Annotated in this window: 14 protein-coding genes; 12 read left to right on the top strand and 2 right to left on the bottom strand. The window is 71.6% G+C overall.

The window, feature by feature from the left end; translation table 11 throughout:
• Positions 1–10: 10 nt before the first annotated feature.
• Together BN159_RS15840 and BN159_RS15835 are read right to left on the bottom strand one after the other, a co-directional pair.
• Entirely contained in the window at positions 11–655 is a 645-nt protein-coding gene (locus tag BN159_RS15840) for a TetR/AcrR family transcriptional regulator (protein WP_015657997.1), read from the bottom strand.
• Between the two features lie 164 nt (positions 656–819).
• Positions 820–1038: a hypothetical protein gene (locus BN159_RS15835; protein ID WP_015657996.1), complete on the bottom strand. Its 219-nt coding sequence runs from the start codon at positions 1036–1038 to the stop codon at positions 820–822.
• 249 nt (positions 1039–1287) lie between these two features.
• Between BN159_RS15835 and BN159_RS15830 the strand changes: the two genes are divergently transcribed.
• The 12 genes from BN159_RS15830 to moeZ all read left to right on the top strand — a co-directional run bounded on the left by BN159_RS15830 (position 1288) and on the right by moeZ (position 15826).
• Complete coding sequence (locus tag BN159_RS15830; RefSeq protein WP_015657995.1) at positions 1288–2367, top strand: alpha/beta fold hydrolase; 1080 nt, start codon at positions 1288–1290, stop codon at positions 2365–2367.
• A 7-nt stretch (positions 2368–2374) separates the two neighbouring features.
• A complete protein-coding gene (locus tag BN159_RS15825) occupies positions 2375–3862 on the top strand; it encodes a DUF3152 domain-containing protein (RefSeq protein ID WP_078598813.1) in 1488 nt (495 codons plus the stop codon).
• A 56-nt stretch (positions 3863–3918) separates the two neighbouring features.
• Complete coding sequence (locus BN159_RS47560) at positions 3919–4011, top strand: Ms4533A family Cys-rich leader peptide (RefSeq protein ID WP_331712176.1); 93 nt, start codon at positions 3919–3921, stop codon at positions 4009–4011.
• Between the two features lie 156 nt (positions 4012–4167).
• Positions 4168–5880, top strand: coding sequence for an ABC transporter substrate-binding protein (locus tag BN159_RS15820; RefSeq protein ID WP_015657993.1), 1713 nt, complete (start codon positions 4168–4170; stop codon positions 5878–5880).
• Positions 5881–5884: 4 nt separating this feature from the next.
• Positions 5885–6877 carry an ABC transporter permease gene (locus BN159_RS15815; RefSeq protein WP_015657992.1) on the top strand — a complete coding sequence of 331 codons (993 nt, stop codon included), beginning with the start codon at positions 5885–5887 and terminating at the stop codon, positions 6875–6877.
• The gene (locus BN159_RS15810) at positions 6874–7860 is read left to right on the top strand and encodes an ABC transporter permease (protein WP_015657991.1); all 987 of its coding nucleotides are present in this window, start codon (positions 6874–6876) and stop codon (positions 7858–7860) included. The genes BN159_RS15815 and BN159_RS15810 overlap by 4 nt, the downstream gene beginning before the upstream one ends.
• Positions 7857–9485: a dipeptide ABC transporter ATP-binding protein gene (locus tag BN159_RS15805; RefSeq protein ID WP_015657990.1), complete on the top strand. Its 1629-nt coding sequence runs from the start codon at positions 7857–7859 to the stop codon at positions 9483–9485. The genes BN159_RS15810 and BN159_RS15805 overlap by 4 nt, the downstream gene beginning before the upstream one ends.
• A gap of 190 nt (positions 9486–9675) precedes the next feature.
• Complete coding sequence (locus BN159_RS15800) at positions 9676–11439, top strand: DUF3492 domain-containing protein (RefSeq protein ID WP_015657989.1); 1764 nt, start codon at positions 9676–9678, stop codon at positions 11437–11439.
• Entirely contained in the window at positions 11436–12794 is a 1359-nt protein-coding gene (locus BN159_RS45740) for a hypothetical protein (RefSeq protein WP_015657988.1), read from the top strand. Before BN159_RS15800 ends, BN159_RS45740 begins: the two co-directional genes overlap by 4 nt.
• Before the next feature lie 93 nt (positions 12795–12887).
• Positions 12888–13847 carry an NAD-dependent epimerase/dehydratase family protein gene (locus BN159_RS15790; RefSeq protein WP_015657987.1) on the top strand — a complete coding sequence of 320 codons (960 nt, stop codon included), beginning with the start codon at positions 12888–12890 and terminating at the stop codon, positions 13845–13847.
• Entirely contained in the window at positions 13835–14584 is a 750-nt protein-coding gene (locus BN159_RS15785) for a spherulation-specific family 4 protein (protein WP_015657986.1), read from the top strand. Before BN159_RS15790 ends, BN159_RS15785 begins: the two co-directional genes overlap by 13 nt.
• Positions 14585–14647: 63 nt before the next feature.
• The gene (moeZ, locus tag BN159_RS15780) at positions 14648–15826 is read left to right on the top strand and encodes an adenylyltransferase/sulfurtransferase MoeZ (protein ID WP_015657985.1); all 1179 of its coding nucleotides are present in this window, start codon (positions 14648–14650) and stop codon (positions 15824–15826) included.
• The last annotated feature ends 17 nt before the right edge of the window (positions 15827–15843 follow it).

Here is a 15843-nt window from a genome sequence, read left to right as displayed (position 1 = left end):
AGCGGTGCCGTCAGTGGTGCTGGTCGATGCCGTGCAGCGGGAAGCCCGCGATGCCTCGCCAGGCGAGCGAGGTCAGCAGCTGCACCGCCTGGTCGCGCGGGACACTGCGGTCGCTGTGCAGCCAGGACCGGGCCACGACCTGTGCGAGGCCGCCGAGACCGGAGGCCAGCAGCATCGACTCCGCGCGGGAGAGGCCGGTGTCCTCGGCGATGACGTCGCAGATCGCCTCGGCGCATTCGTTCGTGACCTTGTCCACGCGCTCGCGCACGGCGGGCTCGTTGGTCAGGTCCGACTCGAAGACCAGCCGGAAGGCGCCGCCGTCGTCCTCGACGTAGGCGAAGTAGGCGTCCATGGTCGCGCGGACGCGCTGCTTGTTGTCGGTCGTCGACGCGAGCGCGTGCCGTACGGACTGGATCAGGGCCTCGCAGTGCTGGTCCAGCAGTGCGAGGTACAGGTCCAGCTTGCCGGGGAAGTGCTGGTAGAGCACGGGCTTGCTGACACCCGCGCGCTCGGCGATGTCGTCCATCGCTGCCGCGTGGTAGCCCTGCGCCACGAAGACCTCCTGCGCGGCGCCCAGCAGCTGGTTCCGTCGGGCACGGCGCGGCAGGCGCGTCCCTCGCGGGCGTGCTGCCTCTGTCTGCTCGATGGCTGTCACGCCGCCTCCCAAAGTCGTCCACATGCGGTGTGCGCCGCGCCGCCATCGTACTTTTCGGTAACCCTGGTGTGCGCGGTGCGAACGCAGAATTTCACGGACCGGACGGTGACGAAAGCCGTGCGGAAGGTTTCAAAGCGGGGTGAGCAGGGCAAAAACCTGCCTCCTCACCGGTAGTCGTCCTCGTCGGGTGAGACGACCCGGGCCTGTTCCGCCAGGTCGGCGACGTTGGCGCTGTCCTGGTCGGCGTCGGTCAGGGAATCGTCGCGGTCCGGGGACAGGGTGGCGTGCTGCTCGGCGGCGTCGGCTTCGGGGACGTCGATCTCCGTGGGCTTGTCGTTCTCCTCGACCTCGAACGTCTCGGGATCGCTGGGGTCTACGGCCATGGTGGGCTCCCTTCCTACAACGTCCCTGGGGGAAACAGGGGCCACACGCGGGTGCCCTCTGTACGAGCCTAGGAGACACCCGATTCCGACGCTATGCGATCCGCGTCCGCGGGGTCACTCCATGCGCATCGGATCGGAGGGGGGTGCGCGGGGCGTGGTGTGCGCGGGGCGCGATGTGCGCGTGACACACCAGCCGCTTGTGACGGCGAACACATGAACCACTGCGTGATCGTCTCGTAACATTGCCGCATGTCTTCGACCGAGCTGCCGCCCGCCGCACCGGCGGCCAACGTACTGCCGAAGGTGGCGACCGTCAGGGTCGCGGAGGGCGAGCGGCTCAGGTCGGTCGGGCTGCCGGGGATCACTCTGACAGTACGGTCCAGGCCACCGGCCCGCGCGGGACTGCCGCCCGCGCTGTACGTCCACGGTCTCGGCGGCTCCTCGCAGAACTGGTCGGACCTGATGCGGCAGCTGGAGGGCGTCGTCGACGGCGAGGCCGTCGACCTGCCCGGCTTCGGCGACTCCCCGCCACCGGACGACGGCGACTACTCGGTCACCGCCCACGCGCGGGCGGTGATCCGCCATCTCGACGCCTCCGGGCGCGGTCCCGTACACCTCTTCGGCAACTCCCTCGGTGGCGCGGTCGCCACGCGCGTCGCCGCCGTACGGCCCGACCTCGTCCGTACGCTCACGCTCGTGTCCCCCGCGCTTCCGGAGATCCGCGTCCAGCGCACCGCCGTACCGACGGCGCTGCTCGCGCTGCCCGGCGTGGTCACGCTCTTCACCCGGATCACCAGGGAGTGGTCGGCGGAGCAGCGCGTCCGCGGGGTCCTCGGCCTGTGTTACGGCGATCCCGCGCGGGTGAGTGCGGAGGGGTTCCGCAACGCCGTGGAGGAGATGGAACGACGGCTTCAACTGCCGTACTTCTGGGACGCGATGGCGCGCTCCGCGCGCGGGATCGTCAACGCGTACACGCTCGGCGGGCAGCACGCGCTCTGGCGCCAGGCCGAGCGCGTCCTTGCCCCGACGCTCCTCGTCTACGGCGGCCGGGACCAACTGGTCGGCTACCGCATGGCCCAGCGCGCGGCCCACGCCTTCCGCGACTCCCGTCTGCTGAGCCTGCCGGAGGCGGGGCACGTGGCGATGATGGAGTATCCGGAGGTGGTGGCACGGGCGTTCCGGGAACTGCTGGCCGAGGGGGATGATGGGACGGCCTCGCGGGAGAGCGGGGCCGTCGACGGCAGTGCGGTCCTGAAGGACGGCGCGGTCCTGGAGGACGGTGGGGCCGTGAATGACGGTGGGGCCATGACCGAGACCGCGGGGAGCTGAGGCGCGAGTGGGACGCCACAGTCGGCGTGGGCCTGCGCCGAAGAGCGAGGCGGCCGGGCGGCGGAGGGGTTCACAGGGGGGTCCTGGGGTTCAGGGGGGTCCTGGGGTTTCTGACGGGACGCCGGCTCGCGGAGTCCCTCGCTTTCCTGACGGCACGCCGGCTCATGGGGCGCCTCGGCACGGCGACGGAACTCCGGCTCATGGTGCGCCCAGGTACGCCGACGGCACTCCCGCGCGTGGGGTGCCCCGGCTTCCCGACGGGACTCCGGCGTACGGCTTCCCCAGGCTTCCTGACGGTACGCCCGCGCACGGCAGCCCCCGGTTCCCCGACGGCACGCCCGCGCATGGCTTTCCGCAGGTTCGGGGTGGGCACCCCGAGCAGCGTGAACAGGGGGGTGGCTGGGGCGAGTTGAGGCCCGGTCAGGGGTCGGTCGCGGGTGGGGTTGCGGGTGGCGTCGCGGGTGGGGTCGCCATACCGCGGCAGCGGCCGCCGGAGTTCCGTGGCGGGCCGAGGCAGGAGTACGTCGACGCCTTCGACCAGGACGTCGACGTCTTCACGCCGCGCACTTCCGCCGGTCCCTACGCCGATCCTTATGCCAGGGTCACCGACTGGTCCGCCGCCGATGTCGGCGTGCCCAGCGAGACCGGCTCCGACTACCCGCCGCCCACCGGCGAACCCGCGTCCGGCAGGAGCCCCAAGGGGCGAGCCTTCACCGGTATCGCGGCCGCCGCCGTCACCACCGTGCTCGCGGTCGTGGTCGCCGGCCAGGTCACGGACCGGGGCGAGGACTCCGACGTACGGTCGCAGTCGGCCACCGACCAGGCGCGGGACGCCCGGGACTCCGCGTCACGCGGGGACGAGCGGCCGACGCCCTCGGAGCCCGCGGCGGCGCCGCTGACGTACGAGCAGAAGATGGGCAAGACGTACGCGCTCAGCGCCACGCTCGACGGGTCGGGGAAGTTCGACGCCGTGAAGGGGGTCGACAAGGCGCCCGGCAAGGGGCAGAAGTTCACCTACCGCGTCGATGTCGAGCAGGGGCTCGGTCTTGACGGTGAGCTGTTCGCGCAGGCCGTGCAGAAGACCCTGAATGACGACCGGAGTTGGGCCCATGGCGGCGCCCGTACCTTCGAGCGGGTCTACTCCGGCGAACCCGACTTCGTGATCACCCTGGCCAGTCCGGGGACTACCGCCGACTGGTGTGCCAAGTCGGGCCTGGACACGACCGTGGACAACGTGTCGTGCGATTCGGCCGCCACCGAGCGCGTGATGATCAACGCCTATAGGTGGGCGCAGGGGTCGGAGACCTTCGGCGACCGGATCCACGCCTACCGGCAGATGCTGATCAACCACGAGGTCGGCCACCGGCTCGGCTTCCACCACGTCACCTGCGACAAGGACGGCGAACTCGCCCCCGTCATGCAGCAGCAGACCAAGTTCCTTGACCACGACGGGATCAGCTGTCGCCCCAACTCCTGGGCGTATCCCGGAAGTTGACAGGCGGCTCAGCTGTCACGTTGACATACGTGGAAAGTTCATACATATTTCTGCGCATGTCGTCCCACCACGTGTCCGCCCGCGCCGCCATTGAGCTGGCGCTGATCGGCGTGACCGCTCTCTGCGTGGCCGACGTTCACTGTCGCTGACGCCCGCCCCTGGCGTGTGCGTCGCGATTTCTTCTTCTCAGTTGTTTCCCTGATCTGATCAGGACCTTTCGGCGACCCATGCGTCCGGGCAGACGTCTGTGCATTCCTGTCTCACATTCCGTCAGCCTGTCTCCGTATGCGAGAGGTCGTTCTCCGATGCGTCAATCGTCCCTGCACAGCGCCCGCGTGGCCGCCGTCCTGGTGGTCCTTGCCACAGGCGCCGCCGCCTGCGGGCCCGAGGACAACGATGCCAAGGGGTCGGCCGGCGACTCCACCCCGCACAAGGGCGGCACGCTCACCGTCCTGAACTCCAATCCGCAGCAGGACTTCGACCCCGCGCGCCTGTACACCTCCGGCGGCGGGAACGTCCCGTCGCTGGTCTTCCGCACCCTCACCACCCGTAACCGCGAGGACGGCGCGGCGGGCGCCGAGGTCGTCCCCGACCTCGCCACCGACACCGGGCGGCCCAACAAGGACGCGACGGTGTGGACGTACACCCTGAAGGAGGGCCTGAAGTACGAGGACGGCACGCCGATCACCTCGGCCGATGTCAAGTACGGCATCGAGCGGTCCTTCGCCGCCGAACTCTCCGGCGGCGCCCCCTACTTGCGGGACTGGCTGATCGGCGGTGCCGACTACGAGGGGCCGTACAAGGACAAGGGCGGTCTGGACTCGATCGAGACGCCGGACGAGCGGACCATCGTCTTCCGGCTGAACAAGCCCGAGGGCGAGTTCCCGTACCTGGCCACACAGACTCAGTTCGCGCCGGTGCCCAAGGCCAAGGACACGGGGACGAAGTACGAGGAGCACCCGGTCTCCTCGGGGCCGTACAAGGTCGTGAAGAACGAGAACGACGGCGAGCGGCTGATCCTGGAGCGCAACACCCACTGGTCCGCCTCGACCGACGCCGAGCGCAAGGCGTACCCGGACCGGATCGACGTACGCTCCGGGCTCGACTCCGCCGTGATCAACCAGCGTCTTTCGGCGTCCCAGGGGGCGGACGCGGCGGCCGTCACCACGGACACCAACCTGGGCCCCGCCGAGCTGGCCAAGGTGACCGGTGACCAGGAGCTCGCGTCCCGCGTGGGGACGGGGCACTTCGGCTACACCAACTACATCGCCTTCAACCCGAAGGTGAAGCCGTTCGACAACGCCAAGGTGCGGCAGGCCATCGCGTACGCGATCGACCGGTCGTCCGTCGTCAACGCGGCGGGCGGTTCGGCGCTGGCGGAGGCCGCCACCACCTACCTGCCGAACCAGAAGTCCTTCGGCTACACGCCCTACGACCACTTCCCGGCCGGTGACTCCGGTGACGCGGCCAAGGCGAAGGAGCTGCTGAAGCAGGCGGGTCACGCGGACGGGCTCACCGTCACGCTGACCCATTCCAATGCCAAGGACTTCGAGACCAGCCCGGAGATAGCGACGGCCATCCAGGACGCGCTGAAGAAGGCGGGCATCACCGTCGAGCTGGAGGGGCTGGAGGAGAACGACTACTCGGACAAGGTCCACAATGCCAAGACCGAGCCCGGGTTCTTCCTCGCCCACTGGGGTGCCGACTGGCCCTCCGGCGGTCCCTTCCTCGCTCCGATCTTCGACGGCCGGCAGATCGTGAAGGACGGCGCGAACTTCAACACCGGCTTCCTCAATGATGATTCGGTCAATGCGGAGATCGACGCGATCAACAAGTTGACCGATCTTGACGAGGCCGCCAAGAGGTGGGGTGCCCTGGACAAGAAGATCGGTGAGCGGGCGCTGACCGTGCCGCTGTTCCACCCGGTCTACAAGCGGCTGTACGGCGAGGACATCAGGAACGTCGTCATCAGCGACTGGACCGGTGTCCTGGACATCTCGCAGGTCGCGGTCAAGTAGCGCGATGAGTGAGGCACTTGTCGCCGCCGAGGCGTCCGGGGCGGTCAGCGCCGCCCCGGGCCCCTCGGGGGCACGTCGGTTCTGGCGGCGGCTGCGGACGCAGCGCGCCGCCCTGGTCGCGGCCGGTGCGGTCGCGCTGCTGGTCCTCGTCGCGCTCGCGGCGCCCCTGCTCACGGCCCTGGAGGGCCAGGACCCGACCACCTATCACCCCGCTCTGGTGGACTCCGCGCGCGGAGGCGTGCCGACCGGGTCCTTCGGGGGCGTCAGCGGCGAGCACTGGCTGGGCGTCGAACCGCAGACCGGGCGGGACCTGTTCGCGCGGCTGGTGTACGGCGCGCGTGTGTCGCTGGGGGTCGCGCTGGCCGCGACCGTCGTCCAGATGTTGATCGGTGTCTCCATGGGGCTGGGGGCCGCGCTCGGTGGTCAATGGGTTGATCAACTGTTGAGCCGGTGCACGGACATCATCATCGCCATGCCATTGATGATCATGGCGTTGGCGCTGCTCGCGATCGTCCCGTCGAGCTTCCCGCGGCCCGTGCTGGTCGCCCTCGTCATCGGCCTGATCGGCTGGGGCAACATCGCGAAGATCGTGCGCGCCCGCACGCTCACCCTCAAGGAGCTCGACTACGTCTCCGCGGCCCGGCTCAGTGGCTGGAGCACCCTCAGGATCGCCCGCCGCGAACTGCTGCCCGGGGTCGCCGCGCCCGTCATCACCTACGCCGCGCTCCTCGTCCCGTCCAACATCAGCGTCGAGGCCGCCCTGTCCTTCCTCGGTGTCGGGGTGAAGCCGCCGACCCCGTCGTGGGGACAGATGCTCACCTCCGCCGATGTCTGGTACCAGGCCGCCCCGCAGTACCTGCTGCTGCCCGCGGGCGCCCTGTTCGTCACCGTCCTCGCGCTGACCGTCCTCGGCGACGGCGTCCGCACCGCCCTCGACCCCCGCGCGGCCTCCCGCCTGCGCGTCGGAACGGGCCTCAAGAGGGAGGCCGGGGCATGAGCTTCGTCGCGCGCCGCACGATCGGCGCCCTGGTCACCCTGCTCGCGATCTCGGTGATCATCTACGTCGTCTTCTACGTCACCCCCGGCAACGTCGCCCAGATCACCTGCGGCCCGCGCTGCTCGCCCGTCCAGGTCCAGCAGGTCGCGGACCAACTGCACCTCGACGACCCGCTGTACGTGCGCTACTGGCACTTCCTGGAGGGCGTCGTCGCGGGCCAGGACTACTCCACCGGCACGGCCGTGCAGCACTGCCCGGCGCCCTGCCTCGGGCTGTCGTACCAGAGCGATCAGCAGGTCACCCGGCTGATCCTGGCCAAGCTCCCGGTCAGCCTCTCGCTGGTGCTCGGTGCGATGGTGCTGTGGCTGGTCCTCGGGGTCGGCACCGGGGTGCTCTCGGCGTGGCGGCGCGGCCGGCTCTCCGAGCGGATCCTCACCGGCGTCACCCTGGCCGGAACCGCCACGCCGGTCTTCGTCATCGGCCTGATCCTGATGATCGTCGTCTGCGGCGCACTGCGGCTGCTGCCCTTCCCGCAGTACGTGAACCTCACCGAGGACCCCGAACAGTGGGCCTGGAACCTGCTACTGCCCTGGCTCTCGCTCGCCCTCATCGAGGCCGCCGCGTTCGCCCGGCTCACCAGGGCGTCGATGCTGGAGACGCTGGCCGAGGACCACATCCGCACCTTCCGCGCGTACGGCGTGGGGGAGCGGTCGGTGGTCGGGCGGCACGCGCTGCGCGGGGCGTTCGCGCCGGTCATCGCGCTGAACGCCAACAACGTGGGCTCGGCGGTGGGCGGCGCGGTGCTCACGGAGACGCTGTTCGGACTGCCCGGGATCGGCCGGGAACTGGTCCATGCGGTCCAGGTGGTCGACCTGCCCGTGGTGGTCGGCATGGTTCTCGTCATCGGGTTCTTCGTGGTCGTCGCCAACGCCGTGGCGGATGTGCTGTACGCGGTGGCGGACCGACGGGTGGTACTGGCATGAGTCTGGTCGAAGTCACTGGCCTTTCCGTGGAGTTCGGCGACCTGAGAGCCGTGGACGAGCTGTCCTTCCGGCTGGCGCGGGGCGGCTCGCTCGCCCTGGTCGGGGAGTCCGGTTCGGGCAAGTCCACCGTCGCGGCGGCCCTGTTGGGGCTGCACCGGGAGACGGGGGCGCGGGTGAGCGGCACGGTGCGGGTCGCCGGGGTCGACGTACCGGAGGCGTCGGAGGAGGAGATACGGCGGCTGCGGGGCGCCAGGGCCGCGATGGTCTTCCAGGACCCGCTGTCGTCCCTGGACCCGTACTTCGCGATCGGCGACCAGATCGCCGAGGTGTACCGCGTGCACACCCGCGCGTCCCGGCGCGCGGCACGCGCGCGTGCCGTGGAGGTACTGGACCGGGTGGGTATCCCGGACGCGGTACGGCGGTCCCGCGCGCGTCCGCACGAGTTCAGCGGCGGTATGCGCCAGCGCGCCCTGATCGCCATGGCGCTGGCCTGCGAGCCCGAGCTGCTGATCGCGGACGAGCCGACGACCGCGCTGGATGTGACCGTGCAGGCCCAGATCCTCGACCTGCTGCACGCCCTGCGCGCGGAGACGGGCATGGGGCTGCTGCTCGTCACGCACGACGTCGGAGTCGCCGCCGAGAGCGCCGAGGAGGTGCTGGTGATGCGGCACGGGCGGGTCGTCGAGCACGGGCCGGTCGGCGCCGTACTGGGGTCGCCGGCCCAGCCGTACACCCGTGAACTGCTCGGTGCCGTCCCGCGCGTGGACGTGCCGCGGGCGCCTTCAGGGGCCTCGGAGGAGGTGGCGGCCTCGGAGGAGGTCGTGGCCTTTGAGGAGGTCGTTCTTGCGGCGAGCGCGCTCAGCCGTGTGTTCGGGCGCGGGAAGCGGGCGGTCACGGCCGTGGACGACGTCTCGCTCACCGTCCGCCGGGGCGAGACCCTCGGCATCGTGGGGGAGAGCGGGAGTGGGAAGACCACCCTCGGCCGGATGCTCGTCGGGCTGCTCCGGCCCACGGCGGGCGAGGTCCGGCACGAGGGGCACGCGCGCGTGGGCGTCGATCCGGCGGTGCAGATGGTGTTCCAGGACCCCGTCTCCTCCCTCAACCCCCGGCGCACCGTGGGCGAGTCGATCGCCGACCCGCTCCGCGCGCGGGGAGAACGGGACGAGGGGCTCGTCAGGGGGCGCGTACGGGAACTGCTGGAGCGCGTGGGGCTCGAAGCGGCGCACTACGACCGCTACCCGCACGAGTTCAGCGGGGGACAACGCCAGCGCGTGGGCATCGCGCGGGCGCTCGCCGCCGACCCGCGCGTCATCGTGTGCGACGAGCCGGTCTCCGCGCTCGACGTCACCACGCAGGCCCAGGTGGTCGCCCTGCTCGGCGAGTTGCAGCGCGAGCTCGGACTCGCCCTCGTCTTCGTCGCGCACGACCTCGCCGTCGTCCGTCAGGTGAGCGACCGGGTCGCGGTGATGCGCAACGGCAGGATCGTCGAAGAGGGTCCGGCCGATGAGGTGTACGACCGCCCGCGCGAGGCGTACACCCGGCAGCTGCTGGCCGCCGTACCGGCCCTCGATCCGGCTCTCGCCGCCCGACGGCGGGTCGAGCGGCGGGAATTGGCCGTGACCTAACGAAACGTGACTGCATGATCTCTTAGCGCGACGAAACGTCACCCGCACGGGAAAGTTACGACCGTTCACCCCTTTTGGTGGCGCGATGGACAACCGTCCGTCGCGCCACCGCCTTGTCCGCATACGTTCGTCCCGCTGCGAGCCGCCGGGTCAACGGCGGCTCCCCTTACGGGAGATCGGGGGTGCGCTCGTGCGCATCGGACTGCTTACGGAGGGTGGCTATCCGTATGTGAGCGGTGACGCCAGGCTCTGGTGCGACCGGCTCGTGCGCGGGCTCGGGCAGCACGAGTTCGACGTCTACGCGCTCAGCCGCAGCGAGCGCCAGGAGGACGAGGGCTGGGTCCCGCTGCCGCAACAGGTCAGGCGGGTGCGGACCGCGCCGCTGTGGAGCGCGGAGGAAGACGGGGTGGTGTACGGGAGGCGTGCGCGCCGGCGTTTCAGCGAGCACTACGGCGCGTTGGCGGCGGTGTTGTGCGCCGGGGCGGAGGAGTCTCGCGGCGGGGATGTTCGCGCCGGTGGTGCGCGCAACGGGGATGCCCGCAACGGGGGCGCGTGTTCCGAGGGCGCGTCGGATGATGTGGCGGACCGTTTCGGCAGCGCGCTGTACGGGCTTGCCGAACTCGCGCGTGACGAGGGCGGCCTGGCCGGCGCGCTGCGCTCCGAGACCGCCGTGCGCGCCCTGGAGCGCGCGTGTCGTGCGCCGGGCGCCCTCCGCACGGCGCGCGAGGCGCGCGTACCCGAGCTCCTCACCGTCGCCGCGCATCTGGAACGCGCTCTGCGCCCCCTCTCGCTCGACTGGTACGAGGACGACGGCCTGGGCTCGGTCGACCTCTGCCACGCCGCCGCCGGCGGGCCCGCCGCCCTGCCCGGACTGCTCGCCCGCCACTTCTCCGGCGTACCTCTGCTGGTGACGGAGTACGGCGTACGGCTGCGCACGCACTATCTGGCGTCCACCGACGCGCCGCCCGCCGTACGAGCCCTGCTCGCCGCCTTCCACGGCCGACTGGCCGCCGAGATCTACACCCGGGCCGAGGTCATCACCCCCGGCAACGCGCACGCCCGCCGCTGGCAGGAACACTGCGGTGCCGACCGCGCCAAGCTGCGCACCGTCTATCCCGGCATGGACGCCGCCCGCTTCTCGGAGGTCGGCGAGGCCCCGGAGACCGCGGACCCGGACACGCTGGTCTGGGTCGGCCGGGTGGAGCCCGCCAAGGACCTCGTGTCGCTGCTGCACGCCTTCGCCGAGATCCGCAAGGAGGAGCCGAAGACGCGGCTGCGCATCGTCGGTGCCGCCGCGGGTTCCGAGGGCGAGGCCTATCTCGGCCACTGCAAGGCGCTGGCCGCGCAGCTCTTTCCCGACGAGGCGGACGGTCTGCACGCCGTCGGCGACAACCCCGTCTCCTTCGAGGAGATCGGCGGACCGGAGCTGCCGACGGTCGCCGACGCGTACGCCGCGGGTGCCGTGACCGTGCTGTCCAGCGTCGTCGAGGGCTTCCCGATCAGCCTGGTCGAGGCGATGTTCTGCGGCCGTGCGACGGTGTCGACGGATGTCGGCGCGGTGGTGGAAGCCATCGGCGGCACCGGGCTCGTCGCGCCGCCGCGCAATCCGCGGGCGCTCACGGAGGCGTGCGTGGCACTGCTGCGCGACCCCGAGCGCCGTGAGCGCCTGGGCGCGGCCGCACGCGCGCGTGCCCTCGAACTGTTCACCGTGGAGCAGAACGTCGCGGCATTTCACGGCATTTACCTGGAGATCGTCGCGCGCTGCCCGGTGCGTCGGGTCGTCCTGGACGAGACGGGCGAGCCGCTGCCGTTCGCCGTGCCCGCCGAGGCCCACGTCCCCGGCCGCTGGACCGGCCCGGCGGCGCGTCTGGTGGCCCGCGGCGGCCCCGGCTGGGCGGCGGCGGGACCGCCGGTTCGGGCCACTTCCCATGTGGCCGTGGAGGGCGCGCGATGAGCGGCCTGGGCGAACTGGACCGCCCCGGGAAACCGAGCAGTCCCGGGGGCTGGGACGTGCGGTCCAAGGAGTGGGCGGTGGGGGAGGCGGACCTGGCGGGGTCGGACGTGGCGGGGTCGGAGTCAACGGGGTCAGGCGGGCTGGGTTCCGCGCCCGTGACCGCCGTATCGGAGGCCGCCGTACAAGAGTCCGCCGTGCCGGGGTCCGCCGTACCGGAGTCCGGCGAGCCGCGTTCCGCGCCCGCCGCCGAGCGCCCGCAGACCGCCGGGCGCCGCACGACCGTCGACCCCGTGAAGGCGCTGATGCACCGGCACCGTGAGCTGTGCGAGCGGGCCGTGGACCCCCTGGAGATCGCTGCGGGCCTGGAGGCGCACGGCGTCACCGATCGCACCGCGGCGCGCTTCCGGCACCGGGACGTGTTCTCGCTCGCGGAGGAGATGTACGCGCGCGTGCCCCGCGACGGGGACGCCCCGGCGCGCACCACGACCCCGGACGCCCCCAGGGCGCGGGCCGACTGGGCCGTACTCGCCCTGCTCCCCGGGGTGTTGTGCGCGGCGACGGCCACCGGCCTGCGGCTCACCGAAGGGCAGCCCCGGCTGATCGTGGCTGTCGTCGGCGCGCCGGCCGTGGCCCTCGCCCTGCGCGCGGCCCTGTCCCGTGGCCCGCTGCGCCTCGCGGACCGCGCCCAACGCCCCACCGCGGCCTGGACCTGCTGGCTGATCGCCTACGCGGCCCTGGGCGACGCGCTCCTGAGCGCCGCTCTCACCGGCGGCCCCGACGCCCTGCCCACGGGATCCCCGCACGGCGCCTGGCCCTCGGCCGCCGCCGGTGTCCTCGCCCTCGCCCTGTCCTGCGCCCCCGCGGCCTGGTGCGCCCACCTCTTCGCCGCCCGCGCCCGTCGCAGACTCGCGGCCAGCCGGGGCCTGGAGGAGTACGCCACCTCGGTACAGCCCCTGCTGCTGGGCACGTTCGCCCTGTACCTGGCCGCCCTCACCGCACTGCTGGCCCTGTCCGGAGTCGCCCTCGACGAGCTCGCCGCCTACCCCCAGATCCTCACCCTGGGCGCCCTCCTGCTGCTCGCCCGCCTGCTCGCCGCCCACGGCTTCACGCACGCGCCCGCCCTGGTCCTCAGCGTCGCGACGGGTGCCGAGGCCACCGCGCTCGCCTCGGTGTTCGCCGCCCGGCTCCCCGGCTGCGCCTTCCTGGCCACCCCCGTGGAGTCCCTCGTCACCACCTGGGGCCCCGGCGCCGTGCCCACGCTCGTCTGCGGCGCGGGCGCCCTGACCCTGCTCATCCACTCCTCCCGCACCCTGACCCGAGCCTCGGCCCACGCCACGCCGGACGTCCCGTGCTGACGCGCCGCACGCGCAGGTCCCGCACCATCCCTCCGAAGGAGAACCCCACATGATCACCTCCCGACCCGAGCTCTCGGCCCCGGGAGCCGCGCGATGAGAGTCCTGCTGATCGGAGCCAACGGCTACCTCGGCCGCTATGTCGCCGACCGTCTGCTCGCCGACCCCGCCGTCCAGCTCACCGCGCTGGGCCGCGGCGACGACGCCGACGTCCGCTTCGACCTCGCGTCCGGCAGCCCCGGCGCCCTCACCCGCTTCCTCGACGCGGTCCACCCGGGCGTCGTCATCAACTGCGCGGGCGCCACCCGCGGCGGCGCCCGCGAGCTCACCCGCCACAACACCGTCGCCGTCGCCACCGTCTGCGAGGCGCTGCGCCGCAGCGGCTGTGGCGCCCGTCTGGTGCAGATCGGCTGCGGCGCCGAGTACGGACCCAGCCAGCCCGGCTCCTCCACGGCCGAGGACGCCGTCCCGCGGCCCGGCGGCCCGTACGGCGTGAGCAAACTCGCCGCCACCGAACTCGTCCTCGGCTCCGGCCTGGACGCCGTGGTGCTGCGCGTCTTCTCCCCGGCGGGCCCCGGCACCCCCGCCGGCTCCCCGCTCGGCCGCCTCGCCGAGGCCATGCGCCGCGCGATGCAGTCCGGCGACGGTGAGCTCAAACTCGGCGGACTCGGCGCACAGCGGGACTTCGTCGACGTGCGTGACGTCGCCCGAGCCGTGCACGCGGCCTCCCTCTCCGCCGCGCAGGGGGTCATCAACATCGGCTCCGGCCGCGCCGTCCGGCTCCGCGACGCCGCGGCGGTCCTCGCCCGGGTGGCGGGATACGGCGGCGCCCTCCACGAACTCGACGGCCCGCCCGGCCCGCTGCGCGCGTCCATCGGCCACCCGCGCTCCGAATCCGACCACGCGGCCCCCGTCGCGTACCCGTACCCGGACGGCTGCGGCAGCTGGCAGCAGGCCGATGTGCGCACCGCGCGCGACCGGCTCGGCTGGCGGCCCCGGATCAACCTCGAAGAGTCCCTCGCAGACATCTGGATGGAGGCGGCATGCCGCATCTGACCAGCACCAAACCCGGCACCGCCGGCACCGACCTGCGCACCGGCCTCGGTGTGCCCGGCTTCGCCCACCCCCTCGTCGCCCCGGCCGAATGGGCCGAACTCACCCGCCCCGGCACCCCCGTGCACTGGGCCGCGCTCAACGTCTCCGACGGACCCGGCAGCCGCCCCGACCCGCACTGCCTCCAGGCGGCCGCCCGGCTGCGCACCGCCGGAGTCCGGGTCCTCGGCCGACTGGACGCCACCTACGGTGCCAGCCCCTTCGGGGAGGTGATCTCCGAGGCTCATCGCTACCTCGACTGGTACCGGGTCGACGGCTTCCTGCTGGACCGCTGTCCCACGGAGCGGACCGCGCTGCCGGAGATCCGGCGCATGATCACCACGCTCCGGGCGCTGCGTGACGACGCCCACATCGTCCTCGGTCACGGCACGCACCCCTACCCCGGCTATGCCGAGCACGCCGACCAGCTGGTCACCTTCTCCGGCCCGTGGAGCGACTACCGCTGGTCGCAGGTGGCGGAGTGGACCGCGGACTATCCCCCCGACCGTTTCTGCCACTTCGTCCACGGAGTGCCCCTCGGTCATCTGGAGGAAGCGCTGCGCGTCGCCCGCTGGCAGGGTGCCGCCACGATCTGGTTCACCGACCGCACGGACGGCGACGGCCGAGCCGATCCCTGGGAGACGATGCCCGGCTACTGGGACGAAATCGTCTCGCGGATCGGAACAGGTGTCTCGGAATGAAAAAGGCCATGGCACTGTTACGGAGAGAACAACCGTAGTGATGAACCGACCAACGGAGCCCCCGTGTCGCTGCCACCCCTGGTCGAGCCAGCTCCTGAGCTCACCGTAGACGAGGTCCGCAGGTACTCCCGCCACCTGATCATCCCCGATGTGGGGATGGACGGGCAGAAGCGGCTCAAGAACGCCAAGGTGCTCTGTGTGGGCGCCGGCGGCCTGGGCTCGCCGGCGCTGATGTACCTGGCCGCCGCGGGCGTCGGCACCCTCGGCATCGTGGAGTTCGACGAGGTCGACGAGTCGAACCTGCAGCGCCAGATCATCCACAGCCAGGCCGACATCGGCCGCTCCAAGGCCGAGTCCGCGCGCGACTCCGTCCTCGGCATCAACCCGTACGTGAACGTGATCCTTCACGAAGAGCGGCTCGAGGCCGACAACGTGATGGACATCTTCAGCCAGTACGACCTGATCGTCGACGGCACCGACAACTTCGCCACGCGCTACCTGGTGAACGACGCCTGTGTGCTGCTGAACAAGCCGTACGTCTGGGGTTCGATCTACCGCTTCGACGGTCAGGCCTCGGTCTTCTGGTCCGAGCACGGACCCTGCTACCGCTGCCTCTACCCGGAGCCCCCGCCGCCGGGCATGGTCCCCTCCTGCGCCGAGGGCGGCGTGCTGGGCGTGCTGTGCGCGTCCATCGGCTCCATCCAGGTCACCGAGGCCATCAAGGTCCTCACCGGCACCGGCGAGCCCCTGGTCGGCCGACTGATGATCTACGACGCCCTGGAGATGCAGTACCGCCAGGTCAAGGTCCGCAAGGACCCGAACTGCGCGGTCTGCGGCGAGAACCCCACCGTCACCGAGCTCATCGACTACGAGGCCTTCTGCGGCGTCGTCTCCGAGGAGGCCCAGGAGGCCGCGGCCGGCTCGACGATCACTCCCAAGCAGCTCAAGGAGTGGATCGACGACGGCGAGAGCATCGAGATCATCGATGTCCGTGAGATCAACGAGTACGAGATCGTCTCGATCCCCGGCGCCAAGCTGATCCCGAAGAACGAGTTCCTCATGGGCACCGCCCTCGAGGGCCTCCCCCAGGACAAGAAGATCGTCCTGCACTGCAAGACGGGTGTCCGCAGCGCGGAGGTCCTCGCGGTCCTGAAGTCCGCGGGCTTCGCCGACGCGGTCCACGTCGGCGGCGGCGTCATCGGCTGGGTCAACCAGATCGAACCGCACAAGCCGGTCTACTAAACAGCGGTTCCGCTGAC

The organism is Streptomyces davaonensis JCM 4913 (assembly GCF_000349325.1).
GTDB lineage: Bacteria > Actinomycetota > Actinomycetes > Streptomycetales > Streptomycetaceae > Streptomyces > Streptomyces davaonensis.
This window is presented reverse-complemented; position numbering and strand designations above follow the sequence as displayed.